We start from the raw sequence: 21207 nt of genomic DNA on the forward strand, positions 1-21207 counted from the left end.
GCCGAGTGCCCGCGATTGGTCGCGCGCCCCTGCCTGGCCGAACACCCGTACCTGGCCGCGTACCCGCGTGTTCCCGAGACGTCGTGTCGGGCCGTGATCCCGCGCCTCGGCGCCCGGCCGCACTGTGTCCGTCGTCTCGTGTCGGACCGCGAACGTGGTCCGGAGGCCGGTTCGGGCAGCACCGCGTCACCCGGCGGTGGCGCACGGTGGGCGTTACCGACGTGGCGTTTGGAGATGCCCGCTCGCGTCTGACACAGTCGTGGGCCGCTGAGACCAGGGCAGCGCCGCTGCCCGCACCGCGTCCTCGACCGATCCGGCCGCGCTGCTGCGGGTCGCCGAAGCTTCGCGCGGCCGGAATCGGAGAATGCGAGTCGTGGCAGTGCCGGGTGGTGATCGGGAACGAGCGGGCGAGGCGGAGCACCTGGCCGGCCCGTTCGAAGTCGCCGAAGCCCTCGGCCTGCCCAAACCGACGCCCGAGCAGGCCGCCGTCGTCGCCGCCCCGACCGCCCCGGCGCTGGTGGTGGCCGGTGCGGGCGCCGGCAAGACCGAGACCATGGCCGCCCGCGTCGTCTACCTGGTCGCGAACGGCTTCGTCACCCCCGACCGCGTCCTGGGCCTGACGTTCACCCGCAAAGCCGCCCGCCAGCTCTCCGAACGCGTCCGGACCCGGCTCCGCCGGCTCGGCGGGTCGCCGCTGCTCGACCGCCTCGACCCGAGCGGTGAACGCCGCGCCGCCGTCCTCACCACCGAGCCGGTCATCCTGACCTACCACGCCTACGCGGGCCGCCTGGTCGGCGAGCACGGCCTGCGCCTGCCGGTCGAGCCGGGCGTCCGGCTGCTCACCGAGACCGCGTCCTGGCAGCTCGCGCACCGGGTCGTCTCGACGTGGGCGGAGGACATCGACACCGACAAGGTCCCGGCCACCGTCACCGGCTACCTGCTGGCACTGGCCGGCGAACTCGGCGAGCACCTCGTCGAACCCACCGACCTGCGCAAGAACGCCGAGTGGCTGACCACCGTGATCGAGTCCGCCCCCAAGACCGCGCGCCAGCGCGACGCCCTGCCCGAGAAGCTGAAGGACATCGTCAACGCCCAGCGCCTGCGGGTGAACCTGCTGCCGCTGCTGGAGGCATACCAGGCCCGCAAACGGCGTGAGGCGGCGATGGACTTCGCCGACCAGATGTCCCTGGCCGCCCGGCTGGCCAGCGAGTACCCGGAGGTCGTGCGCGGCGAGCGGGAGCGCTACGGCGCGGTCCTGCTCGACGAGTACCAGGACACCGGCCACGCCCAGCGCGTGCTGCTGCGGTCCCTGTTCGGCCAGGGCGAGCCGATGGCCGTCACGTCCGTCGGCGACCCGGCCCAGGCCATCTACGGCTGGCGCGGCGCGTCGGCGGCCAACCTGCCGCGCTTCGTCCACGACTTTCCGCCCGCCCGCAAGTACGGTTTGCTGACCAGCTTCCGCAACCCGCCGGAGGTGCTCGCGCTGGCCAACGCCGTGTCCGAGCCGCTGCGCGCGTCCGGCCTGGACGTGGAGGAGCTGCGGGCCCGTCCCGGCGCGGGCCCCGGTGACGTCCGCATCGGCCTGTTCCCCGACGTCCGCGCCGAACTCGGGTGGATGGCGGACACCGTCGCCGCCCAGTGGGCCGCGCACCTGGACTCCAGCGACGAGCCGCCCACCGCCGCCGTGCTGGTCCGCCGCCGCGCCGACATGGCCGCCATCGCCGCCGCCCTGCGCGAACGCGACCTGCCGGTCGAAGTGGTCGGGCTCGGTGGCCTGCTGGACGAGCCCGAGGTCCGCGACCTGACCAGCGCCCTGCGCGTCCTGGTCGACCCGCTGGCCGGCACCGCCGCCGCCCGCCTGCTCACCGGCTCCCGCTGGCGGGTGGCGGCCGTCGACCTGGCCGCGCTGTGGCAGCGCGCCCGCGAACTCGCCGGGGCACCCAGCCGGCAGTCGGTGGTGGACGACCCGCTGGCCGTCCTCGCCGACGCGCTGCCGGGCGAACACGCCGAACAAGCCGGCCTGGCCGACGCCCTGGACGACCCGGGCGACCCGACCGCGTACTCCGCCGAGGGCTACCGCCGGGTCCGCCGGCTCGGCGCGGAACTGTCGTCCCTGCGCCGGCGGCTGGAGCAGCCGCTGCCCGAACTCGTCGCCGACGTCGAGCGGACCCTGCTGCTCGACATCGAGGCGATGGCCCGGCCGGGCGGCGTGGGCCGGTCACACCTGGACGCGTTCGCCGACGTCGTCGCCGACTTCGCGGCGGCCAGCCCGTCGGCCACCCTGCCCGCGCTGCTGGACTACCTGTACACCGCCGAGCACGCCGAGGACGGCCTGGAACCGGGCGAGGTCGAGGTGGCCGAGAACCGGGTGCAGGTGCTCACCATGCACTCGGCGAAGGGCCTCGAATGGCACATCGTCGCCGTGCCGCACGTGGTGAAGGACGTGTTCCCGGGCCGGAAGAAGACGTCGTGCTGGCTGAAGGCGGTCGCCGAACTGCCCGCCGAACTGCGCGGTGACGCCGCCGACCTGCCGAAGCTGCGCATCCCCGGCGGCAGCAACCGCAAGGAGGTCGAGGAAGCGCTGGACCGCCACGCCGACGACTTCGAGGACCGCCGCCTGGTCGAGGAGCGCCGGCTGCTCTACGTCGCACTGACCCGGTCCGAGCACAGCCTGCTGGTGTCCGGCCACTGGTGGGCCGAGACCGGCGACAAGCCCAAGGGCCCCTCCACGTTCCTCGCCGAACTGCGCGAGTCCGTCCTGGCCGCCGACCACCCGCCCGCCGACATCGCCCACTGGGCACCCCCGCCGGCCGAGGACGAGCCCAACCCCCTCGCGTCCCAGGTGAAGTCGGCCGACTGGCCCGCCGACCCGCTGGGCAAGCGCCGCGCCGCCGTGGCCGAAGGCGCCGCCCTGGTCCGCGCCGCCCTGGACCGCCACCTGTCAGCCCCACCCCCGCCCACCCCGACGCCCACCCCGCCCCACCCCGTCACACCTGCCGCTCAGCCCCCCGACGACCTCCCCCCGGACGACCTCCCGCCAGAGCCCCCGGACGGCCTCCCGCCAGAACCCCCGGACGACTACGACCTCCCCCCCGAACCGGACGACCACGACCCCGGCGGCGAGTTCGACCTACCCGCAGACCCCACCCCCGACCTCGAAGCCCCGACGGACCTCGAAGAGTCGCGGGAACCCGGTGCACCGGAGCAGCTCGGCGAATCGGCCGACGACCCGGAAGGCTGGGCGCGGGACGTCGACGTGCTGCTGGCCGAACGCGCCGCCGCCGCGGACCGCCGCGAACGGGTCGTGCTGCCCGACCACCTCTCGGTGAGCCAGCTGGTCGAACTCGCCGCCGACCCGGACCAGCTGGCCCGCCGGCTGCGCCGCCCGCTGCCGTTCCCGCCGAACCCGCTGGCCCGGCGCGGCACGGCCTTCCACACCTGGTTGGAACAGCGGTTCGGCGCGACCCGGCTGCTCGACCTGGACGAGCTGCCCGGCGCGGCGGACGAGGGCGCGTCCCCCGACTCCGACCTGGGCCGGCTCCAAGAGGCGTTCCTGACCAGCGCCTGGGCCGACCGCACCCCGCACGACGTGGAGGTGCCGTTCGAGGCCGAGATCGACGGGATGTCGGTGCGCGGGCGGATGGACGCGGTGTTCGCCGACCCGGACGGCGGCTGGACCGTCGTGGACTGGAAGACCGGCGCGGTGCCCGAGGAGGAACGGCTGCCGGCGCTGTCAGTGCAGCTGGCGGCCTACCGGCTGGCCTGGGCCGCGCTGTCGGACACCCCGGTCGAGCGGGTGCGGGCGGCGTTCCACTACGTCCGGCACGACCACACGCTCCGCCCTGCCGACCTGCTCGACGCCGCCGGCCTGCGCGCCCTGATCCGCTCGGTACCGACCTGACCAGCCCGACCGGCCCTGGCCGCTCGGCTGGTCACTCCGGTGGTCGATCAGCTGTTCACGCGGGCGTTCGCCGGGACTTCCTTCAGCACCCGGTCGTAGAGCACTTCGAGCAGCCAACGGCCGAACAGCGACGGCCCGAACTCGGTCGACCGGTCCTCCGGCGGCACCAGCAGCTCGGCCGTGCCGGCCTCGTCCACGGCCACCACGCCGATCCCGTAGTAGTCCAGCTCCATCAACGGCCACGACCGCTCGCCCTGCGGCGCGGGCAGCACCACGGAACACGGCGCGAGCGTCATCAACGTGCCGCACGACTGCAACGCGCGATCCACCGTGGACTCACCGACCAGGACACCGACCAGCTCCACCGCGGGCACCGGCAACTGGTCGTGCGCGGTGGGCTCGAACCAGGAGCGGAACCACGACGGGTCCGCCTGAGGCGGCCAGCCGTTCGCGCTGCGCCACTCGTGCACATCGGCACGAACCCGCACGACGGCCGACACCTGGTGACCCAGCACGGCGACGTCGGGAACGACGATGCCGCGCCAACCGAGTGCCGACGCGGCATGGTGGAGGAGCGGTTGCACTCGGGCATCCTAGGGCTGGTTGCGGGTTCGATGACAGATCTCGGCCGCGCTGAGTATCGCACCCAGCGCCGAGAGTGATCAGTGCGCTGAACGGCGGACGCGCAGCGCCCACAGGATCAACGGCACCTGGAGCGGTAGCCGGCCGAAGGCGATGGCCTTTGCCCTGGGCGACTTCGTCCGGTAGTCGTAGGCCATCTTCACGTTCGCCGGGAACACCGCGGCGAAGAACCCCGCCGTCAGCAGGCCACCGAGGCCGCGCGTGCGGGGCACGGCCACTGCGGCGGCCAACGCCACCTCCGTAACCCCCGAGACATAAGTCCAGGTCCAGGGCTTGCCCGGGAGCGATCGCGGCACGATCGCGTCGTACGGCCTCGGCCGGGTGAAGTGCGTGACGCCGGCCGCGCCGAGCAACCCGGCCAGCGCGATCGCCGACCAGGAACGGGAACGAGTGGGTTCCATGAGGCTCACCCTGTCATGCCACCCGCCGGCCGGCCCGCCCAGGGTTATCCTCCGGCACCGTGAGTGGTGATCCGGAAAATCCCGAACATCCCGAGCGCGCCGCGGTGGCCGCTTTCGCCGACGACTTCGTCGCGGACCTGCGGGAGTGGCTGTCCATCCCGTCGATCGGCACCGACCCGGCGCACCACGAGGACGTGGCGCGCTCCGCCCGGTGGCTCGCCGACGCGCTGCGCCGCGACGGCTGGCCCGACGTCCAGGTGTGGTCCGGCTCCGGCGCGCTGCCCGCCGTGTACGCGTGCCTGCCCGCCGCCGACCCCGACGCGCCGGTCGTGCTGGTCTACGGCCACCACGACGTGCAGCCCGTCGACCCGGTCGAGCAGTGGCACTACCCGCCGTTCGAGGGAACCCTGGTCGGCGAGGAGCTGTTCGGCCGCGGCGCCAGCGACGACAAGGGCCAGGTCGCCATGCACCTGCTCGGCGTCAAAGCGCACCTCGCCGCCCTGCGCGCCGACCACCCGTCGGTGACGATCAAGCTGTTCGTGGAAGGCGAAGAGGAGTCAGGGTCCCCGAACCTGACCCGCCTGCTCGACGACCACGTCGACGACCTCGCGTGCGACCTCGTCGTCTTCACCGACACACCGCTCTACGCGCGTGACGCACCGACGATCTGCACCGGCCAGCGCGGCCTCTACGGAGCAGAGGTCGTGTTCACCGGCGGCACCGCGGACGTCCACTCCGGCCGCGCGGGCGGCAGCGTGCCGAACCCGGCCACCGCCATCGCCCGCCTGGTCGCCGCACTGCACGACGACCAGGGCAGGGTGCGACTGCCCGGCTTCTACGCGGACGTCATCGAGCCGACCGCCGCCGAACGCGCCGACTACGCCACCCTCCCGTTCGACCAGGACGTGTGGCTCGCCAACTCCGGCGGCGCCCAGGCCGAAGCGGGCGAGGAAGGCTGGTCGACCCTCGAACGCGTGTGGGTGCGCCCGACCGCCGAGGTCAACGGCATCCTCGGCGGCTACGCCGGACCGGGCCTCAAGACCATCGTCCCGTCCCGGGCCGCGGTGAAGCTGTCGTTCCGCCTGGTGCCCGACCAGCGGCCGGAGCGCATCGCCGACGCACTCCGCGAGTTCGTCGACGCCCACACCCCGCCCGGCCTGAGCGCCGAGATCATCCCGCGCGGCGACGGCACACCGCCGTACGCGATGCCCGTCGACCACCCGGCCGTGCGCGCGGTCAAGGAGGCGCTGGAAGCCGCGTTCGAGCAGCCGGTCCGGTTCAGCCGCACCGGCGGCAGCGGCCCCGCGGCACTGCTGCGGCAACGGATCGGCGTGCCGGTCGTGTACCTGGGCGCGACGTTGCCGGATGATCGCATCCACGCGCCCAACGAGCGCGTCGTCGTGCCGCTGCTGCTTCGCGGCGCGGAAGCAGCAGCCCGCCTCTGGCGGCTACTCCCGGAGAGGCTGTCATGATCCGCCGGTTCCACCAGGGCGAGCCGCTCAGCGAACGGCCCGGACACACCCTGGTGGGTGTGGTCCGCATGCCGGACACGGTGCAGAGCCCGGTCCAGGCGATCGCGAAACGCGTCATCGGCGCGCTGGCCGCGCTCATGGCCGCAGTGCTGATCGTGTACTTCGACCGCGACGGCTACCGCGACGTCAACGACGACGGCCTGTCGTTCCTCGACGCGGTGTACTACGCGACGGTGTCGCTCTCCACCACCGGCTACGGCGACATCACGCCCGCGAGTTCGTCGGCGCGGTTGGTCAACGTCCTGGTCATCACCCCTCTCCGTGTGTTGTTCCTGATCGTCCTGGTCGGCACCACACTCGAAGTGCTCACCGAACGTTCGCGGCAGGCGCTGCGGATCCAGAAGTGGAGGACGAAGGTGCGGGACCACGTGGTCGTCGTCGGGTACGGGACGAAGGGACGTTCCGCCGTCAGCGCGTTGATGGGCGACGGCATGGAGCCGGGCTCCATCGTCGTGGTGGACACGTCGCAGGAAGCCCTCGACGCGGCCTCCGCCATCGGCCTGGTCACCGTGCACGGCACGGGTACCAGCAACGACGTCCTGCGGGTCGCCGGCGTGCCCAAGGCGCGGGCGGTGGTCGTGGCCGCGAACCGCGACGACACGTCGGTCCTGGTCACCCTCACCGCCCGCGAACTCGCCCCGAAGGCGCAGGTGGTCGCCTCGGTCCGGGAACGCGAGAACGAACACCTCCTGCGCCAGTCCGGTGCCGACTCGGTGGTCGTCTCCAGCGAGACGGCCGGCCGCCTGCTGGGCATGGCCACCGCCACCCCGTCCGTGGTCGACATGGTCGAGGACCTGCTCACCCCGGACGCGGGCCTGGCGATCGCGGAACGCGACGTCGAACCGTCCGAGATCGGCGGCTCACCCCGCCACCTGCCCGACATCGTGCTGGGCGTCGTGCGCGCCGGAACCCTGTACCGCGTAGACGCCCCGGAAGCCGACGCCGTAGAAGCCGGCGACCGCCTCCTGTACGTCAAGAAGGTCACCCCACCCAAGGAAGCAGACCCCCGCTAGCCCCCCACCCGCCCCAAGCCGTCGCACCCCCGGCGCGACGGCCAGACCCCGCCTGCGGGCCCTGTCCGCCGGCCTGAGCCCGGCAGGCGCCGTCCGAGCCCGACTGGCGCGGTCCAGCAGGCGCGGTCCAGCAAGTCGGGTCCACCCGGCGGGCGCTGCCGGGGCCTGATCCAGCTGGGGCGGCCGGGTCAACGGCAGGGCTGGATGAGCGGCAGGGCAGGATCAGCGGCAGGGCAGGGCCTGGCCGGTGCGGGCGAGGTTGGCGCGGTCCGGCAGGACCGTGGTGGCGGACTGTCGTGGCAGGCAGAGGTTCGGCAGCCGGCGCTTCGGCGGCGTGGGTTCGGCGGCGGGATTCGGTAGGCCGCGCCTGGCGGCGGGGTGTGGCTAGTCGGCCAGCGGGATGCGGACCTGGAAGGCTGCGCCGGGGCCGTCCGGGTCGATGCAGGACAGTTCGCCGCCGTGGGCTCGGACCACGCCGCGAGCGATGGAGAGGCCGAGGCCGGAACCACCGGAGCGGCGGTCGCGGGCCTCGTCCAAGCGGACCAGGCGGTCGAAGATGCGGTCGCGTTCGTCCGGGGGAACGCCCGGCCCGTTGTCGGACACCACCAGCCACGCGTAGCTGCCCACGGTCGACACGCGCACCCGCACCCGACCGGACGGCCCGGTGGCCTGTCGGGCGTTGTCGGCCAGGTTCGCCAGGACCTGCGCCAGGCGCTGCGGATCGCCTGACACGTAGGCCGACTCGCCCTCGGCCGCGATGTCGAACTCGGGAGCCAGGAGCCGGGCACGTCCGACCTCGGCTTCCGCCAACGCCAACAGGTCCACCCGTTCCCGGTGCAGTTCCAGGCCGGCGTCGATGCGGGCCAACGCCAGCAGGTCGTCCACCAGGCGTCCGGCCCGGCGGGACTCCCGCACCAGGAGCAGGTTGAGGCGTTCGCGCTCCTCGGCGCTGCCGGTCTGCATCAACGCCTCGGACACGGCCTGCACGCCCGCGATCGGTGTCCTCAGTTCATGCGCCGCGTCCGCGACGAATCTCTTGGTTCGTTCCTCTGATCCCTCCAGTGAGTCGAGCATGTCGTCGAACGCGGCCGCCGTCCGACCGAGCTCGTTGTCCGTTCGTGCGGGGTTCAGCCGGTGCCCCCGGTCGCCTCGCGCGATCGACCGGGCCAGCGTGGTCATCGAGTCCAACGGAGCCAACGCCCGCCGCACCACCCACACCAGCGCCACCGCCGTCACCGCCAGCGAGCCGAAGCCGACCAGCAGCAGCAACCGGCGCAGGCGGGTCTGTGCGACGGTGATCACCGACGACTCGACGTAGAGCGTGATGGTCGACCCGTCCGGCAGGTCACGGGTGACCTTGTTGGTCACCTCGTCGGCCGGCAGGTGGCCGTGCTCCGTGCCGTCCGGCATCACCAGCCGAGCCTGCACGCCCCGACCTTCCAGCCGGTTCACCAGCTCCGCCCCGCGCACCCGCTGCTGCTTCACCAGCGTCTGCGCGTTGCGGGACTTGTCCAGCAGAGTGGTCTCCACGTCCTGCACCGACTGCGACATGAACATGGCGTCCACCACCAGCACCAGCGCGACCAGGACGATGCCCAGCACGGCGATCGCCGAGACCGTGACCCGACGCCGCAGCGACACCGTGCGGAGGTTCACGAGTCTTCCGCTCGCAACACGTACCCCAACCCCCGCACGGTGTGCAGCAAGCGGGGCCCGTGCTCCTCCAGCTTCCGTCGCAGCGCGCTGACGTGCACCTCGACCAGGTTGGGGTCGTAGTCCTCGTAACCCCACACCGCGGTCAGGATCTGCGTCTTGCCGACCACCCGCCCGCGCTGGGCGGCCAGGTAGCGCAGCAGCCGCAGCTCGGTCGCTGTCAGCTCCACGGGGGCGCCCCCGCGCAGCACCACGGCCGAGTCGGCGTCCACCACCAGGTCGCCGATCTGCACGGTCGACGGCGTGCGGCCCAGCCTCCGCAGCACCGCACTGACCCTGGCCACCAGTTCGGCCAGCACGAACGGCTTCACCACGTAGTCGTCCGCGCCCCGGTCGAGCCCGCGCAACCGGTCCACCACACCGTCCCGGGCCGTCAGCATGACCACGCCCGCCCCGCTGGTGCGCCGGATGACCTCCAGCAGCATGAACCCGTCCCGGCCCGGCAGCATCACGTCCAGCACCACCAGGTCGGGCCGGAACCGGGTGAGCTCGCCCTCCAAGTCCCGGCCGTCCGGACGGACCTGGACCTGGTAGCCCGCATCGCGCAGGGCCGAGCTCACCGCGGCGCCGATGGCCTCCGCGTCTTCGATCACCAACACCCTGGCAGCAGTCGACACCTCCTCATTCTGCGCGGTGGGAGCAGGGCCCCGCCCGCGTCTTCAGCCTGCGTTCAGGCAAATGGCCGGACAGTCGGTCTGGAGAAGTGGGAACGGCACGCGCGGTGTGCGGACCGGGCCGGGCAGGACCCGGACCGCCGAGCGCCCCGAACGAGAGGGGCACCCAGGCGTGCGGTCATGGGTCGGCGGCCGGGTCGGAGCTGCGTCTGGTGTGGACGGTGGGCGCGATCGAGGCAGGCGGCCGGCGACCGATCGCGTGGTCGGGTGTCGATTTGTGCATGGATTCATCTTCGAACAAGTGTTCGACAATGGTCAAGATCACTTTCGGGTGATGTGGCGGGCGGTGGAACACCGGCCCGGCCCCACGACAAGACGACACCCGGTCTGCGACCATCCACCCTGTGGCGGTTCGGCTCGGCCCAGTCAGAGGGGCGCTGATCCTGCTGGTCATCGGACTGGCGGGGGTCGCGACGGCGGTCGCGCTCTGGTGGCCGGGTGGCGCATCGGCCGAGGTCCGGCGAGCCCAGGCGACCGTGGTGACACCGGCACCCTGCGGCGGCTCCGACACCTACGACCGCATCGAGGTCGAGGTCGGCGACCAGAACCGCACCGCCAAGCTCGACGGCTGCGGCCACCGCCAAGGAGAAGTGGTCGAGGTCGTGCTCCCCGAGGACACCAACGGCGACTTCACCGTCCAGATGGCCGGCAGCGCCCCGGTCTCAGCGCCGTTCGACTCGAGATTGGCCGCGATGCTCGTCTGCCTCAGCGGCCTCGCCGGCGGCCTGTACTCCTACCTGCTCGGCAGACCCGGTCAGGCGCCCGGTCAGGCGCCCGGTCAGGCGACAGCCTCCGGCGAAGCCGTGAACGTGTTGCACGACGTCGTGACGCCCCCGGTGAAGCCGTAAGACGCCCACTCCGCCTGGTTGGCCGGACTGCCGTGCGCGTTCTTGTCCGCCGGCTCCTCGACGGCGTACTGGAAATCGTCCGTCGCCTCCTGCGCCAGTTCCGCGCCGATCGACCCGGACACCGCGGTCAGGAACATCCCGGCGAAGCAGTTGGCCTGCAACTCGATCCGGCGGGACATCTCCAGCCCGGCCGGAGTCTCCTCGCCCGCGTCGACGATCTTGCTGTCCGCAGCGCGCAGCATGCCGGTCAGCGCCTGTACGTGGTGCCCGTACTCGTGAGCCAACGTCGCGAGGTGCGTCGCCGGATGGTCACCGCCGCCGTTGTCACGCAGCCGTGACGTGGGCATGTAGATGGTCCGGTTGCGTCCGCAGTAGTACGCGACCGCCTCGGTCTCCGCCGGAGCGGAACCGCATGGACCGTCCTTAAGGTCCGGCGAGGCGTCCAGCTTCGGTGTGTCGAACGGCAGGTTCCCCTGCTCCAACGCGGGCCGCCATGCCAGGTCCAGACACGCCACACCGGCCGTGTAGTAGGCGGAGAGTTCCGCGTCCGACACCCCGAACGCGGGCATCGCGCACGTCGCGCCCGCCACGCGCACCGGAGTGGTCAGGAACGGGTGGTCGGCGAGTCGGTGCACCGCACGGGGCCGCGGCTGCTCGGTCGTGGTCGGCGAGCCCGGCGCCTGGGGTGCCGCGACCGGCCTGCCGCTGATCCGCCGGTTGGTGTCCACCTGGGTGAGCAGGCCGAGGCCGAGCACACACGAAACGATCAACGAGAACACGCCGATGAGGACGATCGGGTTGTTCTTGGGCTCCTCGGGCGTGTGCACGGTCCTCCAGTCGGGTCAGCTGACGTCCGCCGCGCTCGCGAGCCAAGTGTTGCACGCGCTCGTTTCGTTGTTCTCGAACCCGTGGTTGACCCAAGCGGCGTTACGTTCCGGCGCGCCGTGATCACGGTTGGGGTAGATGGGGTAGTCGCCGCGGTTGCCCGCGTCCGTCAGCGCCACTGAGATCACGTCACCGGGCACCGCGCCGTGCGAGAGCGGAGCCAGCGTCATACCGCCGAAGCAGGTCGCTTGGAGCTCCTTGCGCCGGTTGAGGTCGAGGCCGGCATCGGTGTCCCACCCGCCCTTCTCGTACTGCGCCTGACTGGAGGCGCGCAGGATGCCGGACAACCACTGGATGTGGTGCCCGTACTCGTGCGCCAATTGCCCGAGGTACTTACCGGGGTGGTTCGGGTTCGAAGAACCCTGCTCGCTCGCGTAGTGGTTAGGCGTCCAATAGATCGTGCCGTCGCAGTACATCGCGGTGCGATCCGGACCCATCGAGCCGCACGTGTTCGTGATCTGCGAGGTCACCATGACCAGTTCGACCGGCTGGTAGGGCAGGTTCGCCTTCTGGAACGACGGCTTCCACATCGCCTCGATGCACGGCAGCGCGGCGCGCAGGAACTGGTCCTGGCCGGCGGGCGAGTAGTTCATCCCCGGCAGCGCGCAACCGTCGATGTTGAACGCGCCCAGGCCGCCGGCGTGAATCGGGTTGTCGCCCAGTGCGATCACGGCTTTGGGGCCGGCTTTGGTGGAACTGGTCGACGTCGACTTGGTGGACGACGTCGTAGTGGTCGTCGTGGTGGTCTCGGTCGTTGTGGTCGTTTCGTACGTGTACGAGTAGCTGGAGTAACCCGAATAGGCAGAGTCGTTCACGCTTTTGCGTTTGCTGGTCGCGATGGCGATCCCGACCGCCGCAATACCCAGCACGACGACCGCGATCACCACGCCCGCGACGAGCGGTCCTTTGCTCTTCTTCCGCGGCGGCGGCATGTATGGCCCGCCGGGGCCCCAGCCGGGCTGCGGGCCCCAGTTCACCGGCGGCGGCTGCGGCGCGGCCATCGGCGGTGGCATCACCTGATGGGGTGGTTGTTGCGGCCACTGCTGGGTGGGCGGCACCTGCTGCGGCGGGGGCATCTGCTGCGGCTGCTGGGGCGGGGGCTGCTGCGGCTGCTGGGTCGGCCACGGACGAGTCGGTTGGGGGGTCAGCGGAGCGGGCATGGGCGGCGGCCCGACCGGTCGTGGCGGCGGCCAGCCACCCGGCGGCGGTGGTTGCGTCATCGCTGGTCGTCCCCCATATCGCGGATGCCCGAATCAGCACTGAAGCATAGGCGGACTCCGCTATTCTCCGCGGCCGTGTTGAAAAACTGGGGAGCGGCGGTCATCTGCGCCGCCGCGCTGTGCACGGTCACCGGCACGGCGACGGCGCAGCCGGGCAGCCAGGTGGGGCTGCCCGGCACGGTCGGCGCCGACGTGCGCCTCAAGTTGGAGCGCGACGGCAAGCTGTCCGTGACGGAGGTCGTCACCGTCCCCGAAGGCAGGACCGCCAAACGGGTGGTCCCACTGCGGATCGCGGTCAGCGACACGCGTGACCGGGTGTTCGAGGTCGAAGGCGCGGCCGTCAACGGCAAGGGCGCCGCGACGACGACTGCTGACGACCTCACCATCGCGTTGGAGGCGGGCACTTCCACCGTCACGTACTCCGTGGTGGGCGCGGTCGCCCAGATCGGCGACTCCCTGGAGCTGCGGTGGCAGCCGGCGAGCGGCTGGGACACCGCGCTGGACTCGGTGAAGGTCTCGGTCATCACGCCGGATGCCCCCAAGTCGGTGAACTGCCTGGCCGGCACGCCCGGTACGGCCAAGCCGTGCACGACCGCCGAACTCGGCGACGGACGTGGCGTGCGGGCCACCGAAATCGGCCTTCCCGCAGGTGAGCGTATCGACGTGGCGGTCGGGCTGCAGGACGGCGCGGCGCCACCGAACGCCCGGATCGAGGAGACGTCGGGGCTCGCCGCGGCCTTCGCGCTGACCCCGTTGAGCGCCGCCGTGCTGGGCGGCCTGGCGCTGCTGCTGCTCGGCGGCGTGCTGCTGCTGTGGTACCTGCGCGGCCGGGACTCGCGGGCGTTGGCGGGCGAGGTCGGACCGGTGAACGTGCTGGTGTCCGACCCGTCCGGGCACATGGCCTTCGCCTCCCCGGACGGCGTGCTGCCGGGCCAGGTCGGGACCGTGGTGGACGAGCACGTCGACGTCGTGGACGTGACGGCGACGATCGTCGACCTCGCCGTGCGCAACTACCTGTGGATCGAGGAGGTCGACGGGATCGACTGGCGGTTCGTGCGCCGCAATCCCGCCGACACGTCGCTGTCCGGGTACGAGCGCGCCGTGTACGCCGCGATCCTCCCGGACGGTGTGGACGTCGTGCTGCTGTCGGAGTTGCGCAGCCGTCGGATCGACCTCGCGAAGGTGCGCGACGAGCTGTACGCCGACGTCGTCGCCAAGAACTGGTTCGTACGGCGGCCGGACGCCGAGCGCAGCCTGTGGTGGTGGGTCGGGATCGCGCTGACCGTCCTGGGCGTCGGTGTCACCGTGCTGCTCGTGTTGATCACCGGACCCGCATTGTTCGGGTTGGTGGTGGCGGTCGCCGGCATCGCTTTGGCGTTGGGCGCGCGGTCGATGCCCGCGCGTACCAAGCGGGGCAGTGTGCTGTTGGAGCACGTGCGCGGCTTGCGCGGATATCTGGTCTCTGCGACGCCCAATGACATCCCCGAGGCGGATCGGGAGATGGTGTTCTCGCGGTCGTTGCCTTACGCGGTCGTGTTGGGCGAGACGGAGCGGTGGCTCGGCGCTTTCGCCGGCACCCGGTCCGGGCTGTACTGGTTCGGCGAGGCCGAGCAGGCCGGTGACCTGCGGCGATTCGCCCAGCGGTTCCCGGCTTTCCTGGGCGCGGTGGACGGGGTGCTGGCCCAGGCCGGGCACCTGAGGTCGCTCCGCGGCTGACGTTCACCCGATGGTGATCTTGCCTTCATTCGAACCCTTGTTCGACAATTGACCCGTCCCACCAGACGGCTCCGACGGGCAGCGGAGTCGGCCGGCCGGGACGGTCGTCGGTGTCCCGGGGTGTGGGAACGCGCCCGGTTCGCCACGGGCGGACACGGGCGTTGGTCCGGGCAGGCCACCTGTGGGCCTCATCGGGTCGGTAGCCCGTAGGCTGCTTCCATGGCGCTACCCGAACTGCACAGGTTCACGCTTCCCAACGGCCTGCGGGTGGTGCTCGCCCCAGACCCGAGCGCCCCGGTCGTCGGGGTGAGCGTGCATTACGACGTGGGATTCCGCTCGGAGCCGGAAGGCCGGACAGGGTTCGCGCACCTGTTCGAGCACCTGATGTTCCAGGGCAGTGAGAGCTTGGAGAAGCTCGCTCACTTCCGTCACGTGCAGTCCTCGGGCGGCACGTTCAACGGGTCGACCCACCCCGACTACACCGACTACTACCAGGTGCTGCCGTCCGCCGCTTTGGAGCGGGCGTTGTTCCTGGAGGCGGACCGCATGCGTGCGCCGAAGCTCACCGAAGAGAACCTGCGGAATCAAATCGACGTGGTGAAGGAGGAAATCCGACTCAACGTGCTCAACCGGCCGTACGGCGGGTTCCCCTGGATCCTGCTGCCGCCGGTCCTGTTCCAGACCTTCCCGAACGCCCACAACGGCTACGGAGACTTCACCGACCTGGAGAACGCGACGGTCGACGACTGCGCCGCGTTCTTCGACACCTACTACGCGCCGGGCAACGCGGTGTTGACCGTCGCGGGCGATTTCCGACCCGAGATCGCCAAGGAGTTGGTGGAGAAGCACTTCGGGGACGTGCCCGCGCGTCCCGTGCCGGAGCGGCCGTCGTTCGCGGAAGCGCCGCCGAAGGGTGAGCTGCGCGCCGAGCACTCGGACAAGCACGCACCGATGCCCGCCATCGCGTTGGGGTACCGCATCCCCGACCCGGTGAACGACGTCGAGGGCTACCTGTCCTACCTGGTGCTCGCGGGCGTGCTCACCGACGGCGACGGGTCCCGGCTCCAGCAGCGGCTGGTCCACCAGGACGCGATCGTGGTCGACGTCGGTGCCGGGTGCGGGCTCTTCGGTCCGCTGGAGGCGCGCGACCCGGACACGTTCAACGTCACCGCGATCCACCCGCCGGACATCACGTCCGACCAGGTCGTCGCGGCGGTGGACGAGGAGCTGCTGAAGCTGGCCGAGGAAGGGCCGACGGAGCAGGAGCTGGCGAAGGTCACCGCCCGCTGGGTGTCGACCATGCACCGCGAGCACGACCGGCTGACCAGCCGCACGCTCGGCCTGGGCTCGGCGGAGCTGCTGTTCGGCCGCGCCGAACTGCTCTACGAGCTGCCGGACAAGCTGGCCGCGATCACCACCGACGAGGTCGCCGCGGCGGCCAAGGCGTTGCGGCCGGACTCGCGGGCCGTGCTGATCCTCAACCCCGCCGTCGCCGAGGCCGGCACGGCTGCTGACAACGGAGGTACCGAGTGAGCGCCCCGACGACGCACCGCAGCGCCGAGGAGATCGGTCGCACGGAGCAGGGGCCGCGTCCGCTCCCGGAGCTGGGCGACCAGCGGGCCGCCGCGGACCTGTCCTCGGTGGACACCGTGCTGGCCAACGGGCTGCGGGTGATCGCGGTGCGCCGGTCGTCGGTGCCGCTGGTGGAGGTGCGGCTGCGGATCCCGTTCGGGGACCCGGCGTCCTCCAGCGTGGGCTCGACGCACGCGGCGCGGGCCGAGGTGCTGGCCAACACCGTGCTCACCGGCACCGCGACGCGCAGCCGGGTGGCCGTGGACACCGAGCTGGCGCTGGTCGGCGGCGAGCTGGACGCGGTGGTCGACCCGGAGCGCCTGGCGTTCTCCGGCAACGCCCTGGTGTCCGGGCTGGACACCGTGCTGGACGTGCTGCGGGACGCGCTGACCGGTGCGACCTACCCGGTCGAGGAGGTCGAGCGGGAGCGGGCGCGGCTGGTCGAGCGGATCCGGCTGGCGCGGTCGCAGCCGAACGTGATCGCGCGGGAGGCGTTGCAGCGCCACCTGTACGGCGACCACCCGTTCGCCAAGGAGATGCCGGAGGCCGAGGAGGTCGCCGAGGTCGGCCGGGACGACGTGCTGGCGCTGCACGCGGCGGCGGTGCTGCCGCGCGGCTCCGTCCTGGTGGTCGTCGGCGACATCGAGCCGGACGCCGCCGTGCGGGCGGTCGAGGGCGCGCTCGGCGGGTGGACCGGCGAGGGCACCGCGGTGTCGCTGTCGCCGCTGCCCGAGGTGCGCGGCGGGGACGTCCTGCTGGTGCACCGGGCCGGTGCGGTCCAGTCGCAGATCCGGCTGGCCGGGCGCGGGCTGGTGCGCACCGACCCGCGGTACCCGGCGTTGCAGGTCGCGAACCTGGTGTTCGGCGGGTTCTTCTCCTCGCGACTGGTGGAGAACATCCGCGAGGACAAGGGCTACACCTACAGCGCGCGGTCGCACCCGGAGTTCACGCCGGAGGGCGCGGCGATCCTGGTCGACGCGGACACGGCGAGCGAGGTGACCGCGGCCGCGCTGCTGGAGACCCGCTACGAGCTGGGCCGGCTGGGCCTGGTGCCGCCGTCGGAGTCCGAGGTGGACACCGCTCGGCGGTACGCGATCGGGTCGCTGCTGACCGCGACCTCGTCGCAGGGCGGGCTGGCGTCGTTCCTGGTGAACCTCGCCGCGCTGGGCCTGGACATCGAGTGGTTCGCCGGGCACCCCGCGCGGTTGGCCGCGGTCACCGTGGAACAGGTCGCGGCGGCGGCGCTGGAGTTCTTCGCGCCGAGCGCGTTCACCGGGGTCCTGGTGGGTGACGCGGAGCTGCTCGCGCCGCAGCTGCGGTCGTTGGGCGGGGTCAGCCTGCCGTGAGCTTCGAGCTGGTGGAGCTGCCGGCGCTGTCACGGTTCACGGTGGACCGGCAGGAGCCGTTGCGCGGTGACGCGGAGCGGCTCCTGCAGATGTGGCCCAAGGCTCGGGTCATCACGGTCGACGCCCACGGGCGGACGCTGGTGGCCGATCGGGCGTCGCGCCTGGTCGACCGGCCCGCCACCGAGTTCGGCGACGAGCCGCCCGAGGGCGCGGTCCTGCTCGGCGAGCAGGACGGCGTCGCGTACTGGGCGGTGCTGCTCGCCGAGGCCGAAGCCGAGGGCGGCCCGGCCGCGCCGGCCGGGCGGGCCTGGTTCGGCGCGGATTTGACCGACGAGCCGCAGTGGCTGGACCTGCGGGCGTGCGGGGCGTTGTTGGACGACACCGGCGCGGGGCTGTTCACGTCGGCGGTGGCGTTGTTCAACTGGCACCGGACGGCGAAGTTCTGCGCGGTGTGCGGTGGCGGCAAGCAGGCTGTCAAGGCCGGGTGGGTGCGGGTGTGCTCGCAGTGCGGGCGCGAGGAGTACCCGCGCACCGATGCCGCGGTGATCTGCCTGGTGCACGACGGCGCCGACCAGGTGCTGCTCGCGCGCGGCGAGGGGTGGCCCGAGGGGCGGTACTCGGTGCTGGCCGGGTTCGTGGAGGCGGGCGAGTCGTTGGAGGCCTGCGTCGCTCGGGAGATCGCCGAGGAGGTGGGCGTCGCGGTGTCCGCCATCGGCTACCTGGGCAGCCAGCCGTGGCCGTTCCCCCGCTCGCTGATGGTCGGGTTCCAGGCGGTCGGGGATCCGGGCGAGCCGTTGCGGTTGGCCGACGGGGAGATCGCGCAGGCGAAGTGGGTCACGCGGGCCGAGGTGCGGCAGGCGCTGGCGGTGCCGGGCAGCGTGCCCGATCTGCTGCTCGCGCCGGGGGCGTCGATCGCGTACCGGATGATCCAGTCCTGGGCGGCGGTCGGCGACTAGCTGTTGCGGGTCATGACGTTGGTGACGGTGGTGTGTGGCGCGGGCCGGCCCTGGTGGGTCGGCCCGCGTCGTCCTTCCGGGGTCAGAGGAGTTCGGACCAGGGCGTGGCGGCGGCGATCTCGGCGTAGGTGTGCCAGGTGATCTCCGGCAGGGCCGCGTGCAGGCGGGGCAGGTCGATGTCGGTGTCGACCTCGGTGAAGTAGCGGAACATCGCCGCCAGGTCGGCCGAGTGGCGTTCCACGATGTCCATCGGCGTGCGGCGGTGGTCGATCCGCCGGCCGATCGCGGCGGTGAGGACCTGCGCCATCCGGTGCGGGGTGATGGCTTCGCCGGCCAGGTCCAGGCGGGTGCCGGTGAAGCGGGTCGGCTGTTCCAGCGCGAGTGCGGCCACCGCGGCGATGTCGCGCACGGCGACCACGTGCAGTTCGCGGTCGCTCGGCATGGGCATGCCGAGCATGCCGCGCCGCAGGCCGGAGAGGGTCCACTCGCCGAACTTGTCATCGATGAACGCGGCCGGGCCGAGGATCGTCCACCGGACGTCGCCGGCGGTCAGGTGGTCCTCGATGCGCTGCTTGCTGTCGAAGTGCGGGATGCCGGTGGAGCGGTCGGCGTTCGACGCCGAGGTGAACACGATGTGGTCCACCTCGTGGGCCGCGTCCAGCAGGGCGATGCCTTGGCGGACCTCGGTTTCGGTGTCGGTGCCGAACGGGGTGGTCACCGCGAACAGGGAGCGGACGCCGGTCAGGGCTTGTTTGAGGGAGGTCGGGTCGTCGAAGTCGCCGGGCGCGATCTCGGCTCCGGCGGCTCGGAGCTGGTGCGCGGCGGGGCTTTCCGGGTTGCGGGTGAGGGCGCGGACGGGGTGGCCGCGGTCGAGGAGGAGGCGGGCGAGCGCGCCGCCTTGGGCTCCGGTCGCGCCGGTCACCAGGATCAGTTCCATGGGCAAAGGTTGACACTGAAAATATTCCTGAGTCAAGCGAGTTGGTAGGGTGGCGGCCGTGAACCGGGACGAGCCGAGCGACGAGATGCTGGCGTGGCTCTACACGCAGCAGGGTGTGGACGCGGTGCGCGTCGCCATGAGCGGGCGGGTCGAGGCGTCGGCCGGGTGCTCGCTGCTGGAGCACGAGGCGCTCTACCGGATCGACATGGGCGGGCGGCTGCCGATGTCCGAGCTGTCCGAACTCCTCGCGGTGAGCCCGAGTGGGGTGACGCGCCTGGTGGAACGGCTCGTCCGGCGCGGCTGGGTGGAGCGGTCGCAGCCGCCGGACAACCGGCGGGTGGTCTACGCGGCGCTCACCGACGAGGGCCGGCACGTCCTCCACGACACCACCGCGCCCACCTACCGCGCCGCCGTTGCCGAGGAGTTCGCCGGGCCGTTGAACGACCGGGACGTCGCCGACCTCAAGCGGATCGGGCGGAAGTTGTTGGAGGCGCACGGGAAGTGGGACGCGCAGCGGTTCGCGACCTGATCAGCGGACATCGGGTAGATGCCGGCGGGTGTCGGGAGTGTCGGCGAGGGTGGTTCGGGTGGTGAACGGAGTGGGCCGATGACGTACGTTCGACGCCTGGTCGGACGGAGGAGTGGGCTGTGCAGCGCAGGCTGACCGTGCGGGACCTGCGAGCCGGCAACCGGGCGCGAGTGTTGCGCACGCTGTACTTCGACCAGCCGCGCAGCCGGCAGGAGTTGGCCGTCGCGACCGGGCTCAGCCAGGCGTCGGTGAGCACCGTCGTCGGCGAGTTGCTCGCCGAGGGGCTCGTGGTCGAGGCCGGGCAGGTCGAGTCCGACGGTGGACGGCCGCGCGTGCTGCTGCGGGTGAACCCCGGGTTCGCCGCGGTGGTCGGGGTGGACGTCGGCGAGACGCACGTGCTGGTCGAGGTGTTCGACCTGACGCTGGAGCGGCTGGCCGAGTCGAGGTCGCCGGTGCCGGCCGGCGGGTGTTCGCCCGACGAGGTCGCGCGGCTCGTGCTCGCCGGGCTGGACCGGTGCCTGGCCGCGTCCGGGGTGACCGACGTGCTCGGGGTCGGCGTCGGGGTGCCGGGGCTGGTCGAGGACGGGCTGGTCTACGCGCAGACCGTCGGCTGGCACGCGGCCCCGCTGGAACGGCTGCTGCGCGCCGGCACCGGGCTGCCGCTGTTCCTGGACAACGGGGCCAACACGCTCGGGCAGGCCGAGTCGTGGTTCGGGGCCGGGCGGGGCGTGCCGGACGTCGTGGTCGCGCTGATCGGCTCCGGGGTGGGTGCGAGCGTGATCCTGGGCGGAGTGCCGTACCGGGGCGCGTCGGGTGGTGCGGGGGAGTGGGGGCACACGACCGTCGCGCTCGACGGGCGGCCGTGCCGCTGCGGAGCCGCCGGGTGTCTGGAGGCGTATCTCGGTGCGGCCGGAATCGTGCAGCGGTACCGGGAACTCGACCCGTCCGTGCCGGACGACGAGGAGGCCGCGTTGCGTGCGCTGGTGGCGGACGATTCGACTGGCGCGGCGGCGATTCTGGCGGCGACCGCGCGGTTCGCCGGGTTGGGGATCGGCAACTTGATCAACCTGGTCAACCCGGCCGCGGTGGTGCTCGGCGGGTGGGCCGGGCTGGTGCTCGGCGAGCGGCTGCTCGGCCCGATCCGGCGGGAAGCGGCGCGGCACGCGTTGCACCGGCCGTTCGAGCAGGTGTCGATCGGGCTGTGCGAACTCGGCCCCGAGTCGGTCGCGCTCGGGGCCGCCACGCTGCCGGTGGCCGCGTTGCTGGAGTCCGGCGGGGTGCGCCGCCGGACCGGGTAGTGCCGCGTCGGGACTCCGGGTTGG

Annotated in this window: 17 protein-coding genes; 10 read left to right on the forward strand and 7 right to left on the reverse strand. The window is 72.3% G+C overall.

Annotation, left to right across the window (positions count from 1 at the left end; all coding sequences use genetic code 11):
• The first annotated feature begins 364 nt into the window (after positions 1 to 364).
• The gene (locus BN6_RS04600) at positions 365 to 3901 is read left to right on the forward strand and encodes an ATP-dependent helicase (RefSeq protein WP_051075438.1); all 3537 of its coding nucleotides are present in this window, start codon (positions 365 to 367) and stop codon (positions 3899 to 3901) included.
• Between the two features lie 47 nt (positions 3902 to 3948).
• Here BN6_RS04600 and BN6_RS04605 read toward each other — a convergent pair whose 3' ends face one another.
• Both BN6_RS04605 and BN6_RS04610 read right to left on the reverse strand, forming a co-directional pair.
• Positions 3949 to 4485: a hypothetical protein gene (locus BN6_RS04605; protein ID WP_015098379.1), complete on the reverse strand. Its 537-nt coding sequence runs from the start codon at positions 4483 to 4485 to the stop codon at positions 3949 to 3951.
• A gap of 78 nt (positions 4486 to 4563) precedes the next feature.
• A complete protein-coding gene (locus BN6_RS04610; protein ID WP_015098380.1) occupies positions 4564 to 4944 on the reverse strand; it encodes a DoxX family protein in 381 nt (126 codons plus the stop codon).
• Between the two features lie 59 nt (positions 4945 to 5003).
• Between BN6_RS04610 and BN6_RS04615 the strand changes: the two genes are divergently transcribed.
• Entirely contained in the window at positions 5004 to 6416 is a 1413-nt protein-coding gene (locus tag BN6_RS04615) for a M20/M25/M40 family metallo-hydrolase (protein ID WP_015098381.1), read from the forward strand.
• Positions 6413 to 7489, forward strand: coding sequence for a potassium channel family protein (locus tag BN6_RS04620; RefSeq protein ID WP_015098382.1), 1077 nt, complete (start codon positions 6413 to 6415; stop codon positions 7487 to 7489). Before BN6_RS04615 ends, BN6_RS04620 begins: the two co-directional genes overlap by 4 nt.
• Positions 7490 to 7873: 384 nt before the next feature.
• Here the strand turns inward: BN6_RS04620 and BN6_RS04625 are convergent, their stop codons facing one another.
• Entirely contained in the window at positions 7874 to 9145 is a 1272-nt protein-coding gene (locus BN6_RS04625) for a sensor histidine kinase (RefSeq protein WP_015098383.1), read from the reverse strand.
• Complete coding sequence (locus BN6_RS04630; RefSeq protein ID WP_015098384.1) at positions 9142 to 9819, reverse strand: response regulator transcription factor; 678 nt, start codon at positions 9817 to 9819, stop codon at positions 9142 to 9144. The genes BN6_RS04625 and BN6_RS04630 overlap by 4 nt, the downstream gene beginning before the upstream one ends.
• Positions 9820 to 10220: 401 nt before the next feature.
• On the opposite strand from BN6_RS04630, the gene BN6_RS04635 reads away from it, so the two are divergent.
• Positions 10221 to 10724, forward strand: coding sequence for a hypothetical protein (locus BN6_RS04635; protein WP_015098385.1), 504 nt, complete (start codon positions 10221 to 10223; stop codon positions 10722 to 10724).
• Here BN6_RS04635 and BN6_RS04640 read toward each other — a convergent pair.
• A complete protein-coding gene (locus BN6_RS04640) occupies positions 10655 to 11551 on the reverse strand; it encodes a neutral zinc metallopeptidase (RefSeq protein WP_015098386.1) in 897 nt (298 codons plus the stop codon). The genes BN6_RS04635 and BN6_RS04640 overlap by 70 nt on opposite strands.
• Positions 11552 to 11566: 15 nt before the next feature.
• Complete coding sequence (locus BN6_RS04645; RefSeq protein ID WP_148302728.1) at positions 11567 to 12610, reverse strand: neutral zinc metallopeptidase; 1044 nt, start codon at positions 12608 to 12610, stop codon at positions 11567 to 11569.
• A gap of 294 nt (positions 12611 to 12904) precedes the next feature.
• Here BN6_RS04645 and BN6_RS04655 point away from each other — a divergent pair, with 294 nt between their 5' ends.
• The 4 genes from BN6_RS04655 to nudC all read left to right on the forward strand — a co-directional run bounded on the left by BN6_RS04655 (position 12905) and on the right by nudC (position 18419).
• Positions 12905 to 14545, forward strand: coding sequence for a DUF2207 domain-containing protein (locus BN6_RS04655; RefSeq protein ID WP_015098388.1), 1641 nt, complete (start codon positions 12905 to 12907; stop codon positions 14543 to 14545).
• A gap of 219 nt (positions 14546 to 14764) precedes the next feature.
• Positions 14765 to 16078 carry a M16 family metallopeptidase gene (locus BN6_RS04660; RefSeq protein WP_015098389.1) on the forward strand — a complete coding sequence of 438 codons (1314 nt, stop codon included), beginning with the start codon at positions 14765 to 14767 and terminating at the stop codon, positions 16076 to 16078.
• The gene (locus BN6_RS04665) at positions 16075 to 17463 is read left to right on the forward strand and encodes a M16 family metallopeptidase (protein ID WP_015098390.1); all 1389 of its coding nucleotides are present in this window, start codon (positions 16075 to 16077) and stop codon (positions 17461 to 17463) included. Before BN6_RS04660 ends, BN6_RS04665 begins: the two co-directional genes overlap by 4 nt.
• Positions 17460 to 18419 (forward strand): NAD(+) diphosphatase, encoded by a 960-nt coding sequence (nudC, locus tag BN6_RS04670; RefSeq protein WP_015098391.1) that lies wholly within the window; start codon positions 17460 to 17462, stop codon positions 18417 to 18419. Before BN6_RS04665 ends, nudC begins: the two co-directional genes overlap by 4 nt.
• 82 nt (positions 18420 to 18501) lie before the next feature.
• Here the strand turns inward: nudC and BN6_RS04675 are convergent, their stop codons facing one another.
• On the reverse strand, positions 18502 to 19356 hold the full coding sequence (locus tag BN6_RS04675) for an NmrA/HSCARG family protein (protein WP_015098392.1): 855 nt from the start codon (positions 19354 to 19356) through the stop codon (positions 18502 to 18504).
• A gap of 58 nt (positions 19357 to 19414) precedes the next feature.
• Here BN6_RS04675 and BN6_RS04680 point away from each other — a divergent pair, with 58 nt between their 5' ends.
• Both BN6_RS04680 and BN6_RS04685 read left to right on the forward strand, forming a co-directional pair.
• Positions 19415 to 19885 carry a MarR family winged helix-turn-helix transcriptional regulator gene (locus BN6_RS04680; RefSeq protein ID WP_015098393.1) on the forward strand — a complete coding sequence of 157 codons (471 nt, stop codon included), beginning with the start codon at positions 19415 to 19417 and terminating at the stop codon, positions 19883 to 19885.
• A 119-nt stretch (positions 19886 to 20004) separates the two neighbouring features.
• A complete protein-coding gene (locus tag BN6_RS04685) occupies positions 20005 to 21183 on the forward strand; it encodes an ROK family transcriptional regulator (RefSeq protein ID WP_015098394.1) in 1179 nt (392 codons plus the stop codon).
• The last annotated feature ends 24 nt before the right edge of the window (positions 21184 to 21207 follow it).

Source organism: Saccharothrix espanaensis DSM 44229 (genome assembly GCF_000328705.1).
In the GTDB taxonomy this organism is placed as follows: domain Bacteria; phylum Actinomycetota; class Actinomycetes; order Mycobacteriales; family Pseudonocardiaceae; genus Actinosynnema; species Actinosynnema espanaense.

What these genes read in the sequence shown, in the direction of transcription:
- BN6_RS04600 (WP_051075438.1), top strand. Translation starts at nt 365, where the DNA reads ATGCGAGTCGTGGCAGTGCCGGGTGGTGATCGGGAACGAGCGGGCGAG.
- BN6_RS04610 (WP_015098380.1), bottom strand. Translation starts at nt 4,944, where the DNA reads ATGGAACCCACTCGTTCCCGTTCCTGGTCGGCGATCGCGCTGGCCGGG.
- BN6_RS04620 (WP_015098382.1), top strand. Translation starts at nt 6,413, where the DNA reads ATGATCCGCCGGTTCCACCAGGGCGAGCCGCTCAGCGAACGGCCCGGA.
- BN6_RS04645 (WP_148302728.1), bottom strand. Translation starts at nt 12,610, where the DNA reads ATGGCCGCGCCGCAGCCGCCGCCGGTGAACTGGGGCCCGCAGCCCGGC.
- BN6_RS04660 (WP_015098389.1), top strand. Translation starts at nt 14,765, where the DNA reads ATGGCGCTACCCGAACTGCACAGGTTCACGCTTCCCAACGGCCTGCGG.
- BN6_RS04675 (WP_015098392.1), bottom strand. Translation starts at nt 19,356, where the DNA reads ATGGAACTGATCCTGGTGACCGGCGCGACCGGAGCCCAAGGCGGCGCG.